A 16,297-nucleotide genomic window follows, 5' to 3' on the forward strand; every position below is an offset into this window, starting at 1 on the left:
TTGATTGCGAATCCAAGTTTCCAATGTCTCGCACCGCTTGTATGACTGCGGCTCGATGGCCATTCGGGCGCGCTCCATGCATTCCGTTGCACTGCTGACTGCCAGCTATGCCAAGGATATCGAACGCTTTTCGCTGCTCAGCGAGAGCATCGACACCTGGCTGACGGGATACACGCGGCATTATGTTCTCGTTAACGATGAGGATGTGCCGCTGTTCGAACGGTTCGCGTCCGACAAGCGCGTCATCGTTCCGGCCTCGCGTTACTTGCCGAAATGGCTGTTCGCGCTGCCGCCGGCGCTTCAGTTCATCAGCAGCCGCAGGGTCTGGCTGTCGCTGCTGTCGTCGCCCGTGCACGGCTGGCACATCCAACAGATCCTGAAGATCGCCGGCGTCCTCAACGCGCCCGAGCAGCGCGTCTGCATCCTGGACTCGGACAATCTGTTCTTCCGCGAATTCGACGTCGGCCAGTATGCCGGCGGTGAGAAGACGCCGCTGTTCGTCACGCGCAAGGGGATCGACGCTGGTCACCCCTTGCATGTGCTGTGGCTGCGCACCGTCGACCAGCTCCTCGGCGTCAGGGACCGGTCCTTCCCCGCGGACGACTATGTCGGCAACGCGCTGGTCTGGGACAAGGACAGCGCGCGGGCGATGACCGCCGCCATCAAGTCGGCGACGGGCCTGAGCTGGGCGCTGGCGCTGTGCCGGAAGAAGAAGTTCTCCGAATACCTGCTTTACGGAAACTTCGTCGCGAACTCGCCGGAACATCTGGCGAGGCATCGGGTCACCGAGGACAGCATCGCCGTCTCGCACTGGGACGACACCCGCCTCGACCGCGCCGCGATCGAGGCGATGATGCGGGCCGCTTCGCCGGAGCAGGTCGCGCTGTGCATCCAGTCCTATTCGTCGACCTCGATCGACGACATCCGCGACGTGTTCCGCTTCAGTTCGCGCGATCGCCGCGCCCCGAGTCTTTCGCCGGATCACATCGGCGATGCGGCGGAATTCGAAGTGCCGAAGACCCTCAAACGTCCTTCGTGAACTTGCTGATCACGTCCATGAACGGTTTTGGCTTGAACTCGCCGTCGAGCGGCAGCGGACGGTTCGGCTGCTTGTCGGCGCGGGCGAAAACGCCGTTGATCCAGCTGTAGCGGTCCGAGAGACCCCAGGTCAGGATCGAGCGCACCGGCCCGCTGGTCGAGATCGCCGTCAGGAGATCATCGACGCGTTTGGCGACGATGGCATCGCGCTCCGCCGCATTTCCGGTTAGCTTCTGATCGTCGACGTCGAGCTCGGTGACGTAGACCTCGAGCCCCCACGCGCGCAGCTCGGTGACGAACTCGGCGAGGCCGTGCGTGTCGATCTCGAGCTCGGCATGCAGATGCGATTGCAATCCCACGGCATGCAGCGGCACGCCCTGGTCGAGCAGGTCCATGATCAGCGTGCGGTACGCCGCGCGCTTGGCGATGAACGAATCCTTCGCCGACTCGATGTCGTATTCGTTGATCGCGAGCTTGACGAAGGGATCGGCCGCGGCCGCCGTGCGGAAGGCCAGAGGGATCCAGCGCTCGCCGAGATGCTGCGTCCAGAACGTGTCGCGCCGGTCCTTCACACTGCGGGGATTGTCCAGGATCGGCTCGTTGACGACGTCCCACGACGTCAGCTTGTCCTTGTAATAGGACACGACGGTGCCGATGTGATCGACATAGGCGCGCTCGACGCCTTTGGCGTCCTTGATCTGCTTGGTCCAGTCCGGAATGTCGTGATACCAGGCGAGCGCGTGGCCGCGCATCGTCAGATCGTTCTTCTGCGCGAATTCATAGATGGCGTCGGCGCGTTCGAACGCGAATGTATGGGCATCCGGCCGCAGCATCGGCCATTTCAGCTCGAGCACCGGCACCACCTGGGTGCAATAGGTGCTGATGGCATCGCCAAGCCGCGGATCGGCTTGCAGGTCCCACAGTGTCGCGGCGGCGCCATAGCCGGGACGGCGCTGGGCGAACTTCGACGTCGGCGCGGCAGACGCCGACGCGCCCGCGACAAGGGACGCGGCACTGCCGAGGAGAAATTCGCGTCTGTCGAGCCTAGTCACGGCCGTCCTTTCGGAACCAACGCGCCATCGTACCAAGCGGCGCGTTGCGACGCCGGGGTTTTCCGTTGTTGGGTTAACCTTGTGGCGTTGTTCCAGTCTGGATCAGGGCTTTCGCCTCGCGGTCGCGAGAATCGCTTCGGCGAAAGGGCAAATTTAACGCTAACGGGCGAAAGCGGCGTCAAAACCTCATTCGCCGCCCGGTCTGCAGACTTATGTGACACTCTTGCGCGATGCTGCGGCGCGGTTCGTTCGCCCCGCCAAGATCCCGTTAAGGCCCATTGATTGACGGCCGTCATCATCGCAACGGTCCCGCATGCTGAACCGCCATTTCTCGATCTATCTCGTCGCCTATATCCTGCCCGCGGCGGTGGGCTTCTTCGCCGTCACGGCCTACACGCGGCTGCTGACGCCCGCGGAGTACGGCGTCTATGTCGTTGGCATCAGCCTTGCCGGCATTCTGGGCGCGATCTTCTTCGCCTGGATTAAGCTGTCGGTGTCGCGCTATCAGGCGATGTCGGCGGAGGTGGATTTCCGCGGCACGGCGATGGTCGCCTTCGCACTGACGGCGGCGGTGCTCTGCGCCACCACGCCGCTGGTGTTCCTGTTCCGCAGCGATCTCAGCGCCGAGCTGCTGCTGGCCAGCATGTTCGTCGCGATCATGGCCAATGCAGTCGATGTCGGCCAGGAGTTCGAGCGTGCCAAGCTGCGCCCCTATCGGTTCGCCGCGATCTCGATCGTGCGCAGCATCTCCAGCGTCGGCTTCGGCCTCGTCGGCATCTGGCTCGGTTGGGGCGGCCTCGGCCTGCTTGCGGCCTTTGGCCTCGGCTCGCTCACCGGCATCATTCTCAACCTCGTCGGCGACCGCAGCAAGATCGCGCGCTTTCAGCGCACCCAGTTCATGCAGCTGGCGCGCTACGGCCTGCCGCTGACGCTGGCCGGACTGTCCGTCGCGGTCTATTCGGCCTGCGACCGGCTCATTGTGGCTTATCTGCTCGGCAAGGACGCGGCTGGCATCTTCGGTGTCGCCGCCGATCTGCCGCGCCAGTTCATGGTCATGATCGCCTCCAGCGTCGCCGCGGCGACCGTACCGCTGGTGTTCCGGTCGCTGTCCGAGAACAGCAAGGAGACGACGCGGGAGCGACTGACCGAAAGTCTCGAGCTGCTGCTCGTCGTCGTCGCGCCGGTCGCGGTCTGGCTTGCGCTCGCGGCCGACCAGGTCGCCGGCACGCTCGTCGGCGTCGACTTCCGCGCCGGCGTGTCGGCGCTGCTGCCGACCCTCGTGCTCGCGCGCTTCTTCGGCATCGCCAACCAGTTCTATGTCCAGATCAGCTTTCAGCTCGCCGAGCGGCCGTTCATGCTGGCGGCGCAGTCCTTCCTCACGCTCGTTCTGAGCGTGCTGCTGATGTTCGTCCTGGTCGCCGGCTACGGCCTTTACGGTGCGGCGCTGGCGACGCTCGCGACCGAAGCCATCGGCTTCCTGGTCGCCGTCGTGCTGATGCACCGCGCCCATCCGGTCCCGTTCGATCTCAACCGCCTCGCCGGCGTTGCCGCTTCCGCCGCCGTGATGGCGGCTGCAATCCTGGTCGCGCGATCGCAAGCCGGCGGCACTGGTCTCGTGTCGCTCATCATCGTCAGTCTTACCGGCGGCCTTGCCTATGCCGCGACGGCCTGGCTGCTGAACGTCGCCAATGTCCGGACGCTGTCGCTGCGCTTCGCGCGCACGTTCAACCGGAAAGCGCTGGGCGTCTAGCCGGGCGCATCACACCCGGAGGCAGGTCTGACGCATGCGGCGATATGTGATCCGGATTGCGATCTTCGGTCTGCTCGGTCCCGCAGCAACGTATCTCGGCCTCTATTTGCTTGTGAGACATGCCGAGAGGTGGTGGTGGCCGCAGCCTGCGATCTATCTCGTCGAACTGCCGCCATTTCTTCTTTGCGCCGTCATTGACGGCGCGCTGAAGGATGCGCGCGCCTGGGAGCGTGCGGTCATCGCCGGGTTCAGCGCGCTCGTCGCATCGAGCCTGGCATTGGCCATTGCCTATGGAGGGCTCAGAGCCTGGACGCTCGGCTTGGTCGCGCCGTTCGCGGCGGTTGCCTGCTCCATTCTGGCGACAGGGACGGATGTGACGGGCAGCACGGATCCGATCGACCGGCTCTAGGTGGCGAGCATCTTCCGCGGTACCGCCGTCCGCCGCATGCGAGTTTCCCCTTGCGTTCTATTCCTTGTCACGGAATGCTGCGGACGAGCCGGGCCAGCCACGCCACATTTCATAGCGGCGGCCCGAGCCATGTCGTTAGCGCTTGAAAAGCAAAGTTCGTTCTGCTCATTAGGGTTTAGAAAATGCGCTGCAACATGCGCAAAAAGCCCATCGACTAAAGTCGATAGCCAGCGAGGAAACAAACAATGCGCAAGCTCACTTTGGCCATTGCCGTGATCGCCCCGATGCTCGGTCAACCAGCTTCGGCTGAGGACACCATCAAGATCGGCTATATCGATCCGCTCTCCGGCGGCGGCGCCAGCGTCGGCGAGGGTGGTTTGAAGACCTTCCAGTATCTCGCCGACGAGCTCAACGCCAAGGGCGGCATCCTCGGCAAGAAGATCGAGATCATCCCGCTCGACAACAAGACCAATCCGCAGGAGAGCCTGGTGCAGGCCCAGAAGGCGATCGACGCCGGGGTGCGTTACATCACGCAAGGCAACGGCTCGTCCGTCGCCGCGGCGCTCTCGGACTTCGTCACCAAGAACAACTCGCGCAATCCCGGCAAGGAGGTCCTGTACTTCAACTACGCCGCCGTCGATCCGAGCCTGACCAACGAGAAGTGCAGCTATTGGCATTTCCGCTGGGATGCGAGCTCCGACATCAAGATGGAGGCGCTCACCAACTACATGAAGGACGCGCCGTCGATCAAAAAGGTGTACCTGATCAACCAGGACTATTCGTTCGGCCAGTCTGTCCGCACCGATGCGCGCAAGATGCTGGGTGCGAAGCGGCCCGACATCCAGATCGTCGGTGACGAGCTGCATCCGCTGCTGAAGGTCACGGATTTCTCGCCGTACATCGCCAAGATCAAGGCCTCCGGCGCCGATAGCGTCGTCACCGGAAATTGGGGCCAGGATTTTGCGCTGCTGCTCAAGGCCGCGGCTGATGCCGGTCTGAAGGTCAACTGGTATACTTATTATGCCGGCGGAGCCGGCGGCCCCACTGCCGTCAAGCAGACCGGTCTGGATCATCAGGTGTTCCAGATCACCGAAGGCTTTGCGAATTCCGGCAACAAGGCTGCGATGGACTACGAGAAGGCGTTCCGCGCCAAGGTCAATCTGTCGCTGTGGTATCCGCGCGCAGTCAACGAGATGCGCATGTTCAAGGCGGCGGCCGAGAAGGCCAATTCGATCGACCCCGTGAAGATGGCGGCGGCGCTCGAGGACCTGAAGTTCGAGGTCCTCGACGGCGGCCAGGGCATCATGCGCAAGGACGACCATCAGTTCCTGCAGCCGATCTACATCTCCTCCTTCGGCAAGCTGACCGAGAGCGAGCCGTTCGACGAGGAGAGCACCGGTTGGGGCTGGCATCTGGTCTCGAAGATCGACACGCCGCAGGCCATGGTCTCCACGACCTGCAAGATGGCGCGGCCGTAATCACTGAGCTTGTCGTTGTCCCGCGGTCATCATGGGCCGCGGGTTGACGGCAGCAGGACTGTGTTTGATTGGTCGATGTTCACCGGGGCCATCAGGCCCCGGATATCCATGAGTGCGCTGTGCTTGAACTCATTGTCATTTCGACCCTGAACGGCGTGCTGTTCGGCATGCTGCTCTTCCTGTTGTCGAGCGGGCTCACCGTCATCTTCAGCATGATGGGCGTGCTCAACTTCGCCCATGCCAGCTTTTACATGCTCGGCGCCTTCTTCGGCTTCCAGCTCACCAAGTGGTCCGGCTTCTGGCCGGCGCTGGTGCTGGCGCCGCTGCTGGTCGGCGCCATTGGCATGGCCGTGGAGCGTTACGGCCTGCGCAACACCCACAAGCACGGCCATGTCGCGGAACTGCTGCTGACCTTCGGCCTTGCGTTCGCGATCGAAGAGATCGTGTCGATGATCTGGGGCAAGAGTCCGGTCGATTACCGCGTCCCCACGCTGCTCGACTTCCCGGCCTTCACGGTGTTCTCGACCAACTACCCCGCCTACAAGATCTTCATGCTGGCCGTGTCGGTCGTGATCTTCGTCGCGCTGCTGATCGTGCTCAAGCGCACCCGCGTCGGCCTGATCGTGCAGGCGGCGCTGACGCATCCGCACATGGTCGGGCATCTCGGCCACAATGTCGGCCGTGTGTTCATGGTCGTGTTCGGCGTCGGCAGCGCGCTCGCCGGCCTTGCCGGCGTCATCGCGGGACCGGCCCTGGTGACGCAGTCCGACATGGCCGCGGCGCTCGGACCGATCCTGTTCGTGGTCATCGTGTTCGGTGGCCTCGGCTCCTTGCCCGGCGCCTTCATCGCTTCGCTGGTCATCGGCCTGGTGCAGACCTTTGCAGTGGCGCTGAACGGCTCGCTCGCCAGCGCGTTCGGTCCGCTCGATCCGTCGGCGGGGCCGTCCGTCCTCACCGACGTCTGGAACGTCACGATCGCCCAGGTCGCGCCGATCGTGCCTTATCTTCTGCTGGTGATCATTCTGATCGTACGCCCCATGGGCCTGATGGGGACGCGCGAGTCATGACCACCACGAATACGTCGACATCCAAGATTGCAGACAAGCCCGCCGGCGACGGAATGCGCTTCTACGGCGTCTGGCTGATCGGCATTGCCGCACTGATCGTGCTGCCGATGGTCTTCTCCTCCGGCGGCTCGCTGACGTCGTTCAGCCTGATCGGCATCGCGATCGTGTTCGCGCTGTCCTACAACATCCTGCTCGGCCAGACCGGCCTCTTGTCATTCGGCCATGCCGTGCATTACGGCCTCGGCGGTTTTGCCGCCTGCCACATGATGAATGCCGTGGTCTCGCACGGCTGGCCGATCCCGCTGCCGTTCATTCCGTTGTTCGGCGGGCTCGGCGGCCTGGTCTTTGCGATCATCATCGGCTGGGTGATGACCAAACGCGCCGGCACCGTGTTCGCGATGATCTCGCTCGGCATCGGCGAGCTGGTGGCGTCGTCCTCGCTGATCCTGCGCTCCGTGTTCGGCGGCGAGTCCGGCATCACCACGGACCGCACCGCGCTGCCAAAAATGTTCGGCTGGTCGTTCGGGCCGCAGCTTCAGGTCTACTACCTCATCGCGTTCTGGCTCGTGCTGTCGGCGATCGCGATGTACGCGCTGACCCGGACGCCGCTAGGGCGGATCAGCAATGCCGTCCGCGACAATCCGGAGCGCGTCCAGTTCATTGGCTACGATCCCCACGTCGTCCGCTATCTCGCCTTCTGCTTTGCCGGATTCTTTGCCGGTGTTGCGGGCGGGCTTGCCGCGATCAATTTCGAGATCGCCAACTCCGCCTATCTCGGCGCGATCCAGTCCGGCCTCGTGCTGTTCTCCACCTTCATCGGCGGCACTGCCTATTTCTTCGGCCCGATCCTCGGCGCGATCCTGGTGACTTATCTGCAGCTCGGACTGACCAGTGTCACCAGCGTGTGGCAGCTCTATTTCGGCATCATCTTCATCGGCATCGTGATGTTCTCGCCGGGCGGTATCGCGGGCCTCGTGATGATGCACCGGCCGCTGGTTCGCGCCGGAACGCTGTGGACGGTGATCCCGTCCTATCTCGTCGCCGTTGTGCCGACCGTGGCGCTCGCCTGCGGCGTCATTCTCACGATCGAGACCATCGCGCGCTATTCGGGCGGGGACGTCATCAACCTGTTCGGGATCGGCTTCAGGCCGACATCGCCGGTGACCTGGGTCGCTGCCGCGGTTCTCGTGATCGGCGGCGCCTTCGTCGCGCGGCTGACCTGGCGGCGGATCGCGGATGCGTGGGACAGGGCTGCCACGGTCGCCCGCGACCGGGGGTATTTGGCATGACCGTAGCGATCGAAGTCCGCGCCGTCGAAAAGCGCTTCGGCAATGTCGGCATCATCCGCGACCTCAATCTCAGCGTCGCCCAAGGTGAGCGTCACGCCATCATCGGCCCGAATGGCGCCGGCAAGTCCACGACGTTCAACCTGATCAGCGGGCACATCAAGCCGACCTCGGGCGAGGTGATGCTGAATGGCGACCTGATCTCGGGCCTGAGGCCCTTCGAGATCAACCGGCGCGGCCTGTCGCGCTCGTTCCAGGTGACCAACGTATTTGCCCGGATGTCGGTCTGGGAGAACGTCCGCTGCGCCGTGCTGTGGGCGACGGGGCATCGCTACGCGTTCTGGAAGAACGTCGACCACCTGCCAGAGGTGCGCGAGCGCACCGCGCAGATCCTGGATGACATCCATCTGACGCATCGGCGCGACGTTCCGGCTGGGCTGCTCACCTACGCCGAGCAGCGCGAGCTCGAGATCGGCATCACCATCGCGAGCGGCGCCACGGTCGTCATGCTGGACGAGCCGACCGCCGGCATGAGCCATGCCGAAACCGATCGCGCGGTGTCGCTGATCCGCCGGCTGACCGAAGGCAAGACCCTCGTCATCGTCGAGCACGACATGAGCGTCGTGTTTGGTCTGGCCGATCGCATCTCGGTGCTGGTCTACGGCCACATCATCGCCTCGGGTACACCGGAAGAGATCCGGCGCGACCCGAAGGTCAAGGAAGCCTATCTCGGCGAGGAAGCGCACTGATGCTCGAGGTCAGGGATCTCCACGCCTATTACGGCAAGAGCCACATCCTCCAGGGTGTCGATCTCGACGTCGCCGCCGGCGAGGTCGTGAGCCTGCTCGGCCGCAACGGCGTCGGCCGCTCCACCACGGTCAAGGCGATCATGGGCGAGGTCGCGCCGCAGGGCACGATCCGCTTCAAGGGCAAGGACATCGCAGGGCTTCCCAGCTACAAGATCGCGCGGCTCGGCCTCGGCTATGTGCCTGAGCATCGCGATATCTTTCCGAGCCTGACGGTTCGCCAGAACTTGTTGCTCGGGGTCAAGGACACGCGCCGTCCCGGCAAGTGGCGGCTGCAGGACATGCTCGACATGTTTCCCAATCTCGCCGCGCGTGCCGACACGGCCGCGGGCGTGCTGTCGGGCGGCGAGAAGCAGATGCTCACGACCTGCCGCACGCTGATGGGCGATCCGGATCTCATCATGATCGACGAGCCGACCGAAGGCCTCGCGCCGCTGATCGTGCAGCAGGTCGGCGATCTCATCGCGCGTATCGCGGAGGCCGGTGTCGCGATCCTGCTTGTCGAGCAGAAGCTGTCGATCGCGATGCGGATTTCGAAGCGCGTCTACATCATGGGCCACGGCCGCGTCGTGTTCGAGGGCACGCCCGACGAGCTCAAAGCCAACGCCGCGGTGCGGCAAGAGTGGCTCGAAGTCTGACGCTCACAGGGCGGACATCCGTTCGCGTGCCGATCCGCCCGCACCCCGGCTGCCTGGCAGCCATGTGACACAGCTCTGTGTGATGACCGTCACATCCTGCCGTCTCCGGCTGGCCTAGCGTAGGTCCGTTCATCTTCGCCCCGGTTCTGGTCATGACCGCCACCGACTTTGCTGCCGTTTTGCGCAAGCTGGGTCTTGCCGCCGCGCTCATCTGCGCGCTCCTCAGCCTCACCGTGTTCGCCGTGCTGCTGATCATGCAGCATGAGCCGGCCGCGCAGGCCGCAGTGCGCGCGTTGCCGCTCATGGTCTTTGCGCTATTCGGCCTGTTCGGCGCCGCAATGACCCGGCTGATCGGGCGCCGGACCCATTAGCCGGACATTCTGCCGCAGTGATTCCCCAGCCCCGGATCAGCCCCGGCCCCGGGCCATCTTCCGCCTTTCCGGGCCGTCGTATATGAGAGATTTGCCGCCGGACCGGTCCGAATATCGCCAGATACGGAACGCAAGGTGGCTGCGAATTCTTAATCCAAAGATCGCAATCTGACATGCGATCGACACACGGACGCGGACTGGACCGGGGTATGGGCATGAAAGACCTGATGACGACGGCGCAATCCACGATGGCGACGCGGCGTTGGCGGACCTCCGGACTTGTTGCGCTCGCGACGATCGCCGCCCTGACCGGGCTGACCGCCAGCGCCGAAGCGGCCAAGCAGGCCCGCCAGGCGGCCGAGGCGGTGGCGCCGCGCGAGGCCGGCGAGCCGATCATGGCGATCGTGTCGATCAAGAGCCAGCAGGTCATCTTCTACGATGCCGACGGCTGGATCCTGCGTGCTCCCGTGTCGACCGGTACCACCGGACGGGAGACGCCGGCCGGCGTCTTCGCCATCATCGAGAAGGACAAGGACCATCACTCGACCATGTATGACGATGCCTGGATGCCGAACATGCAGCGCATCACCTGGAACGGCATCGCGCTGCATGGCGGGCCGCTGCCCGGCTATGCCGCCTCGCACGGCTGCGTGCGCATGCCGTTCAACTTCGCCGAGGGCCTGTTCGACAAGACCAACATCGGAATGCGGGTGATCATCTCGCCGAACGATGCGGCCCCGGTCGATTTCTCCCATCCCTCGCTGTTCGTCCCGAAGCCGGAGGCCATCGCGGCGGCCCCTGGCCGTATCGGCAAGCTCTCGGCTGAAGCCGAGGAGGCGACGCGTGCTGCTGACGAGACCAAGAAGGCAGCGGCTGCGGCGGCGAAAGAGGCGCAATCGCTTCCGGCGACGCTGCGCAAGCTGGAGCAGCAGAAGACCCGCACTGATGCCGAGAACGCCTATGCCGACAAGCTGCTTGCGAATGCCAAGACCGACCAGGCCAAGGCAAAGGCCGAGGAGCTGAAGCAGAAGGCGGCCGCCAAGGCGGCGGACGCGGCAACCCAGCTCGATGCCGCCAAGGCCGCGGCGCAGCCGAAGCGCGATGCCGTCGCCGCCACCAAGGAAGCCGCGAAGGTTGCGGCGACCAGGAAGGCCGATGCCGTGAAGGCGGCACTGGACGCAAAGCTCGCGCTCGAGCCGGTCTCGGTCTACATCAGCCGCTCGACGCAGAAACTCTATGTGCGGCGGAACACGCACAAGCCGGCGCCGGACGGCGGCGGCGAGGTGTTCGACACCAGCATCGAGGTCCCCGTCACGATCCGTAATCCGGACCAGCCGCTCGGCACGCACATCTTCACGGCGATGGCGAAGAACGACACCGGCCTGCGCTGGAGCATGGTCACGATCGACGACGGCGACAATGCCAGGAGCGCGCTCGACCGCATCACCATCCCGCAGGAAGTGTGGGATCGCATCGGGCCGACTGCCTTGCCGCGCTCGTCGATCATCATCTCGGACGAGCCGCTGAGCAGCGAGACCAACTACCGCACCGAGTTCGTCGCGGTGCTGAGCAACCATCCGCAGGGCGGCTTCATCACCCGCAAGCCGACCGCGCCGCCGATGGCCGTTGCCAGCGATGACGGCTACTGGGACAATGGCGGCAACGGCTTTGGCTTCTTCTTCCAGCAGCCGAACCCGCAGCAGCCCGTCAATCCGCGTCGCCGCGGCCAGTACCAATATTATCAGCCGGCGCAGCCGATGCCGCGGAGCTTCTGGTAGGAGAGCGCTCTAAAGCATGATCCGGAAAAGTGCGAAGCGGTTTTTCGGAAAGATCATGCGTAAACAACAACTGAAAGCGCGATGATGATTTATCCAAATCTCATCGCGCTTCAGGGTGACCCCGTCGACATGCCCTGCAGCTGTCGAAGCGGATTGAGCGGGCCAAGCGGGATCAGCTCGAACCGCATGAGATGCGCTTCGCCCAAGGGCAGCTTTTCGAGCATGTCGTGAGCCGCCGCGACATCCGTGACGTTCAGGATGAACGCGACGCCGACGCGATCCTGCAGCGAGTACCACTGGTCGATCTTGCCCTCGAGATAGAGCTTCACCGTCTCCCGCACTTCCTTCGGCAGGATGGCGCGCGCGGCGGCGGCGTCGGCGCCGGGGCTGATCGTGCCGATCGCGAGAATTCGGGTGGTTGGCGTCGGCGGCGTGGGTGACTGCGCGCGTCCCGGGACCGCGGACACCAGGCAGAGGACGAAAGTCACCAAGGCGGCAGCGAGTGTAGGTTTCATTCGAGTTCTCCTTGCCCTGAGGTTTACGCTGTTCAACTACATAGGCTGCGTCGTGCTGCATCGCCGCCGGCGCGCGGCGGCGATGCAGGCTCGAACTTCAGGCGCAGGTCCAGCGCATTGTCACTTGCCTTGATTCACTTGCCTTGGATCAGAAGACCCAGCGGCGCGAGCGGGCCGACCGGCATCAGCTCGTAGGTGCAGAAGCCGTCAGTCACGAGCGGCAGTGCGTCCACGGTCGCCTTAGCCTGTTCGACGGACTCGGCGTTCATCAGGAAGACCACGCCGGGCTTGTCCTGGCGAAACCAGAACTGCTCGATCTTCCCGTCGAGATACAGCTTGAGCGTAGCCGGGACTTCCCGCGGCATGATCTGCTGCCGCTGCTCCGGCGTCGGCGCTTTGGTGATGTTGCCGATGGCGATGACTTTCATGGGGCTCTCCTTTTGGATGGTGTTCGTCAAAGGACGGCGTCCGGTCCGAAGGCCCTGCAGAGAGGGGCGAAAGCGCCAACTTTGGAGGCATTTGCGCCATCGATAATCGCGTCGATCATCCGCAAAAGCGTTGTTTTCTCAGATCGCTACGACTATCTCTCGTTCGCGGTGTGGGCCTCGGACCGAGCGCCGATGGGGAGTAGGCTAGGCCGCCCTCCGCACGAGCGGTATTGTCGTAAACGACAACTTTGAGAGCATTTCCGCCATGCGCATCGCGTTGCTCGCCCTCGAGGGATTTTGGGACACCGGGCTGACCGTGACGCTCGATGCATTCACGATCGCCAACAACTTCGCAGCCGCCCAGGCGGGCGGCGCACCCCATTTTGACGTGTCGATCGTTGGCGTGCGGAGGAAGGTCCGCTCCGGGCAGGGCTTTGCGCTCCCGGTCAAATCCGTGACGCCCGACCTGAAGCCGGACTGGGTCATCGTGCCGGCGTTGAATACGAGCCGGCCGGAACAATTGATTCCGGCGCTCGGCCGTCGCGACGTCAGGCAGGCGGTGGGGCAGCTTCAGTCCTGGTACGCCAATGGTGCGCGCATCGCTGCATCCTGCATCGGGACGTTCGTTCTTGCCGAGGCGGGGCTGCTCGATGGACAGGGAGCGACGACCACGTGGTGGCTGTCACCGCTGTTCCGTCAGCGTTACCCGAATGTCAGGCTCGATGAGAAACGCATGCTGGTGACATCGGATCGCGTCGTCACGGCGGGCGCCGCCATGGGACATCTCGATCTCGCATTGTGGTTCATACGTCAGGCCAGCCCCGAGCTTGCCGGCGTCGTGTCGCGCTACTTGCTGGCCGACCTGCGCTCTTTGCAGGCGCCGTTCATCATTCCCAATCATCTCGCGCAGGCCGATCCGCTCATCCAGCGTTTCGAACGCTGGGCGCGTGGGCATTTGAAGCAGGGGTTTTCGTTGCAGGAGGCCGCCAGCGCGCTCGCGACCAGCGCGCGAACCTTGCAGCGCCGCTGCGAGGCGGTGCTCGGCAAGTCTCCGCTGTCCTACTTCCAGGACCTCAGGGTCGAGCGCGCACAGTCGCTGCTGCATGGCAGCGGTCTCGACGTCGATGCGATCGCCGCCGAGGTCGGCTATGAGGACGGCGCGACGCTCCGAACACTCTTGCGGGAACGTCTCGGACGCGGCGTGCGCGAGCTTCGCGCGAACCTGCGCTGACCGTCCGCGGCTACGGCCGCGCTTCGATCACGATCGCCTGGATCTTGCCGTCGATTGCGCCGGAGCCGTGGCGCGACCGAAGTTCCTCGGCAACGAGATCCGTCGCGGCCTGAAGCTTGCTGGCATCCCTGGCCTCGATCTCGCTGCGCAGCGGCGTGCCCTGGCAGAGCGCGATCGCGACATAGTCCGCCGACGGTGCATGGCTGATTTCAGTTCGCGTTTCGATCGAGATATCGCGGAAGCCGGCACGCTCGAGGTCGAATCTGATCAGCGCCTTGTCATGATAGCCGTGCGGCGTCCGGCTCATGAAACGGGGCGGATCATCGGGAAACATCCTGGCGAGCGCGATCGTTGCTTCGTCGCTGAGCACATTGTCCTCGATGCGGTCCCAGACGTTGAACACGAATGTGCCGTCGCTCTTCAGGACACGCTTCACTTCGCCGTAGGCCTTGACGCGGTCCGGAAAGAACATGGCGCCGAACTGGCAGCAGACCACGTCGAATTCGGCGTCGCCAAAGGGCAGCGCCATGCCGTCCGCCTGGCGCCAGGTGATGCGGTCATCGTCGCCTTGCCGCTGCGCCGCGACCGTGAGCATCGGCTCGTTGAGATCGGTCGCGACATAACGGACGCCGTGCGGCAATGCCGCCGCCACCGCGCGCGTCACTGCGCCGGTGCCGGCCGCGATCTCGAGCAGCACGGAAGGCGAGCGCGCCGCGATGCGCCTTGCGATGTCTTCCGCGTAAACGGAGAAGATCATCGGGACCAGATATTCGTCGTAGATTTTTGGGATCGAGCCGGCGAAAACCTTGTCAGTGCTGGACATGCTTGCCTCGCTGAAGGTTCGGACGCGAGGCTAATGTTAGCACAGCTCCCCGTCTACCGCGCCAGCAGCACGGTGACCCCGCCGGCGATAAGCGCCTACGATTTCGTGACGACTTCGCGGATCGGCCGCGTGCCGTCCCAGTTTGCCGCCGCCTGCCGGACTTTTTCGAAGAACGGCCCCTTGGTGCCGCTGATGTCGGAGATCTCGATGATCGTTCCCGGGTGCGCCTGTGTATCGAAATAGGCAAAGCGTCCCTTGTCGCCGCCGATCTGACCCTCATGGCCGATCCTGTAGCCGAGCCCGATCGCCTTGTCGTAGAGCGACTGGTAGTCATGGCTCCAGTAGGACATGTGCTGCAGCCCCTCGTGGCCGGCGTCGAGGAACTCCTTGTACAGCGAGGGCGCGTCGTTGCGCTGCTGGATCAGCTCGATCTGGAGATCACCTGAGTTCGCCAGCGCAATGCTCATCTCGACCGCGGAGTCCTGTCCGCGATGACGGAACCAGTCGGTCTTGACGCGGTCCATGTAGTACCAGGGGCCGACGCCCATCACCTCAATCCAGTGTTTCATCGCGGCCTGGATGTCCCGCACCATATATCCGTTCTGGCGCACCGCGCCGAAGATGCGGCTCATGCCCGCGCTCCTCTTGTCTATCTAATCACTTCACCTCGATGCCGGCGTCCTTGGCAACCTGCTTCCAGGCCGCTATGTCGCGGGCGTTGATGTCGCGCTGCTCGTCGCCCGGGACGAATTGCGGCGTGATGCCGAGCCCCAAAAGCTTTTCCTTCACCTCGGCATCGCCGAGCGCGTCCTTGAGCGCCGCCGACAGCTTCGCGGCGATCGGCGGCGCGAGGCCCGCGGGCGCATACATCGCCCAGGACAGGCTGCGATCGAACGGCACGCCCTGCTCCTGGTAGGTCGCAACGTCCGGCAGGCTCGGCGAGCGCTCGCCGCAGGCAGCCAGCGCCTTGATCGAACCGTCCTTCACCAGCGGCGTCGCGGTCGCCATGTCGAGCGTCGCCAGCGAGATGTGGCCGCCGAGCAAATCGCCCGCGAGCTTGGCGATGCCGTTGAACGGCACGTGCTCCATCTTGATGCCGGTCTGCTGCATCAGGATTTCCGCGCAAAACTGCCCGGTCGAGCCGATGCCCCAGCTGCCGTACTGGATCGGCTCGCCCTTCCTGGCGAGCGCAATCAGGCCCTTGATGTCGTTGGCGGCAAAATCCTTGGTCGCCACCAGCATGATCGCAGAGACGCCGATGCGGCCGATGGTCGTAAAATCCTTGATCGAATCGTAGGGCAGCTTGGGATAGATCGCGGGTGCCAGCACATGCGTGGTCATGCCGCCGACGGTGATGGTGTAGCCGTCATTCGCTGAGGTCGCGACCATCTGCGTGCCGAGCGTGCCGGCCGCGCCGGTGTGGTTCTCGATATAGATGCTCTGGCCGAGCGTCTTGCCCATCTTGTCGGCGAGCAGACGGCCGATCACGTCGCCGCCACCGCCGGCCGCGTAAGGCAGCAACATGCGGATCTTGCGGGTGGGGTAAGCGGCAGGGTCTTCGGCGTGCGACGGCAGCGCCATCGACAGCAATGCGAGAAACGAAAGCGTGACGGTGCGCAGCATCATG

17 protein-coding genes are annotated in these 16,297 nt (G+C 64.2%); 11 read left to right on the plus strand and 6 right to left on the minus strand.

Features of this window, described 5'->3' with window-relative positions; all coding sequences use genetic code 11:
- The first annotated feature begins 76 nt into the window (after positions 1-76).
- Positions 77-1,039, plus strand: coding sequence for a DUF6492 family protein (locus QA642_RS08245; RefSeq protein WP_283084221.1), 963 nt, complete (start codon positions 77-79; stop codon positions 1,037-1,039).
- Here QA642_RS08245 and QA642_RS08250 read toward each other — a convergent pair.
- Positions 1,023-2,090, minus strand: coding sequence for an endo-1,4-beta-xylanase (locus QA642_RS08250; protein ID WP_283084222.1), 1,068 nt, complete (start codon positions 2,088-2,090; stop codon positions 1,023-1,025). The genes QA642_RS08245 and QA642_RS08250 overlap by 17 nt on opposite strands.
- Before the next feature lie 313 nt (positions 2,091-2,403).
- Here QA642_RS08250 and QA642_RS08255 point away from each other — a divergent pair, with 313 nt between their 5' ends.
- The 9 genes from QA642_RS08255 (at position 2,404) to QA642_RS08295 (ending at position 11,673) form a co-directional block, all read left to right on the plus strand.
- A complete protein-coding gene (locus QA642_RS08255) occupies positions 2,404-3,840 on the plus strand; it encodes an oligosaccharide flippase family protein (protein ID WP_283084223.1) in 1,437 nt (478 codons plus the stop codon).
- Between the two features lie 34 nt (positions 3,841-3,874).
- The gene (locus QA642_RS08260) at positions 3,875-4,249 is read left to right on the plus strand and encodes a hypothetical protein (protein WP_283084224.1); all 375 of its coding nucleotides are present in this window, start codon (positions 3,875-3,877) and stop codon (positions 4,247-4,249) included.
- 245 nt (positions 4,250-4,494) lie between these two features.
- Positions 4,495-5,727, plus strand: coding sequence for a branched-chain amino acid ABC transporter substrate-binding protein (locus QA642_RS08265; RefSeq protein ID WP_283084225.1), 1,233 nt, complete (start codon positions 4,495-4,497; stop codon positions 5,725-5,727).
- A gap of 119 nt (positions 5,728-5,846) precedes the next feature.
- The gene (locus tag QA642_RS08270; RefSeq protein ID WP_283084226.1) at positions 5,847-6,794 is read left to right on the plus strand and encodes a branched-chain amino acid ABC transporter permease; all 948 of its coding nucleotides are present in this window, start codon (positions 5,847-5,849) and stop codon (positions 6,792-6,794) included.
- Entirely contained in the window at positions 6,791-8,083 is a 1,293-nt protein-coding gene (locus QA642_RS08275) for a branched-chain amino acid ABC transporter permease (protein WP_283084227.1), read from the plus strand. Before QA642_RS08270 ends, QA642_RS08275 begins: the two co-directional genes overlap by 4 nt.
- Entirely contained in the window at positions 8,080-8,829 is a 750-nt protein-coding gene (locus QA642_RS08280; protein WP_283084228.1) for an ABC transporter ATP-binding protein, read from the plus strand. The genes QA642_RS08275 and QA642_RS08280 overlap by 4 nt, the downstream gene beginning before the upstream one ends.
- Positions 8,829-9,524, plus strand: coding sequence for an ABC transporter ATP-binding protein (locus QA642_RS08285; protein ID WP_283084229.1), 696 nt, complete (start codon positions 8,829-8,831; stop codon positions 9,522-9,524). The genes QA642_RS08280 and QA642_RS08285 overlap by 1 nt, the downstream gene beginning before the upstream one ends.
- A 152-nt stretch (positions 9,525-9,676) precedes the next feature.
- Positions 9,677-9,895 carry a hypothetical protein gene (locus tag QA642_RS08290; RefSeq protein ID WP_283084230.1) on the plus strand — a complete coding sequence of 73 codons (219 nt, stop codon included), beginning with the start codon at positions 9,677-9,679 and terminating at the stop codon, positions 9,893-9,895.
- A 215-nt stretch (positions 9,896-10,110) separates the two neighbouring features.
- The gene (locus QA642_RS08295; protein WP_283084231.1) at positions 10,111-11,673 is read left to right on the plus strand and encodes a L,D-transpeptidase; all 1,563 of its coding nucleotides are present in this window, start codon (positions 10,111-10,113) and stop codon (positions 11,671-11,673) included.
- A gap of 110 nt (positions 11,674-11,783) precedes the next feature.
- On the opposite strand, the gene QA642_RS08300 is transcribed toward QA642_RS08295, so the two are convergent.
- Together QA642_RS08300 and QA642_RS08305 are read right to left on the minus strand one after the other, a co-directional pair.
- Positions 11,784-12,188 carry a hypothetical protein gene (locus QA642_RS08300; RefSeq protein ID WP_283084232.1) on the minus strand — a complete coding sequence of 135 codons (405 nt, stop codon included), beginning with the start codon at positions 12,186-12,188 and terminating at the stop codon, positions 11,784-11,786.
- Positions 12,189-12,322: 134 nt separating this feature from the next.
- Entirely contained in the window at positions 12,323-12,616 is a 294-nt protein-coding gene (locus QA642_RS08305; RefSeq protein ID WP_283084233.1) for a hypothetical protein, read from the minus strand.
- A 265-nt stretch (positions 12,617-12,881) separates the two neighbouring features.
- Between QA642_RS08305 and QA642_RS08310 the strand changes: the two genes are divergently transcribed.
- Positions 12,882-13,847 carry a helix-turn-helix domain-containing protein gene (locus tag QA642_RS08310; protein WP_283084234.1) on the plus strand — a complete coding sequence of 322 codons (966 nt, stop codon included), beginning with the start codon at positions 12,882-12,884 and terminating at the stop codon, positions 13,845-13,847.
- Positions 13,848-13,857: 10 nt separating this feature from the next.
- Here the strand turns inward: QA642_RS08310 and QA642_RS08315 are convergent, their stop codons facing one another.
- From QA642_RS08315 to QA642_RS08325, 3 genes are all read right to left on the minus strand, one after another.
- Entirely contained in the window at positions 13,858-14,670 is an 813-nt protein-coding gene (locus QA642_RS08315; protein WP_283084235.1) for a class I SAM-dependent methyltransferase, read from the minus strand.
- A 95-nt stretch (positions 14,671-14,765) separates the two neighbouring features.
- Positions 14,766-15,302, minus strand: a complete 537-nt coding sequence (locus tag QA642_RS08320) for a VOC family protein (RefSeq protein WP_283084236.1) — start codon at positions 15,300-15,302, stop codon at positions 14,766-14,768.
- 25 nt (positions 15,303-15,327) lie between these two features.
- Positions 15,328-16,296, minus strand: a complete 969-nt coding sequence (locus tag QA642_RS08325; protein WP_283084237.1) for a tripartite tricarboxylate transporter substrate binding protein — start codon at positions 16,294-16,296, stop codon at positions 15,328-15,330.
- Position 16,297 lies beyond the last annotated feature (1 nt).

Source organism: Bradyrhizobium sp. CB2312, from assembly GCF_029714425.1.
Classification (GTDB): domain Bacteria; phylum Pseudomonadota; class Alphaproteobacteria; order Rhizobiales; family Xanthobacteraceae; genus Bradyrhizobium.

Excerpts from the sequence above, each read along its gene's own strand:
- QA642_RS08310 (WP_283084234.1), top strand. The coding sequence starts at position 12,882 with ATGCGCATCGCGTTGCTCGCCCTCGAGGGATTTTGGGACACCGGGCTG.
- QA642_RS08320 (WP_283084236.1), bottom strand. The coding sequence starts at position 15,302 with ATGAGCCGCATCTTCGGCGCGGTGCGCCAGAACGGATATATGGTGCGG.
- QA642_RS08265 (WP_283084225.1), top strand. The coding sequence starts at position 4,495 with ATGCGCAAGCTCACTTTGGCCATTGCCGTGATCGCCCCGATGCTCGGT.
- QA642_RS08285 (WP_283084229.1), top strand. The coding sequence starts at position 8,829 with ATGCTCGAGGTCAGGGATCTCCACGCCTATTACGGCAAGAGCCACATC.
- QA642_RS08255 (WP_283084223.1), top strand. The coding sequence starts at position 2,404 with ATGCTGAACCGCCATTTCTCGATCTATCTCGTCGCCTATATCCTGCCC.
- QA642_RS08305 (WP_283084233.1), bottom strand. The coding sequence starts at position 12,616 with ATGAAAGTCATCGCCATCGGCAACATCACCAAAGCGCCGACGCCGGAG.
- QA642_RS08315 (WP_283084235.1), bottom strand. The coding sequence starts at position 14,670 with ATGTCCAGCACTGACAAGGTTTTCGCCGGCTCGATCCCAAAAATCTAC.
- QA642_RS08245 (WP_283084221.1), top strand. The coding sequence starts at position 77 with ATGCATTCCGTTGCACTGCTGACTGCCAGCTATGCCAAGGATATCGAA.
- QA642_RS08275 (WP_283084227.1), top strand. The coding sequence starts at position 6,791 with ATGACCACCACGAATACGTCGACATCCAAGATTGCAGACAAGCCCGCC.
- QA642_RS08260 (WP_283084224.1), top strand. The coding sequence starts at position 3,875 with ATGCGGCGATATGTGATCCGGATTGCGATCTTCGGTCTGCTCGGTCCC.
- QA642_RS08325 (WP_283084237.1), bottom strand. The coding sequence starts at position 16,296 with ATGATGCTGCGCACCGTCACGCTTTCGTTTCTCGCATTGCTGTCGATG.
- QA642_RS08295 (WP_283084231.1), top strand. The coding sequence starts at position 10,111 with ATGAAAGACCTGATGACGACGGCGCAATCCACGATGGCGACGCGGCGT.
- QA642_RS08290 (WP_283084230.1), top strand. The coding sequence starts at position 9,677 with ATGACCGCCACCGACTTTGCTGCCGTTTTGCGCAAGCTGGGTCTTGCC.
- QA642_RS08280 (WP_283084228.1), top strand. The coding sequence starts at position 8,080 with ATGACCGTAGCGATCGAAGTCCGCGCCGTCGAAAAGCGCTTCGGCAAT.
- QA642_RS08300 (WP_283084232.1), bottom strand. The coding sequence starts at position 12,188 with ATGAAACCTACACTCGCTGCCGCCTTGGTGACTTTCGTCCTCTGCCTG.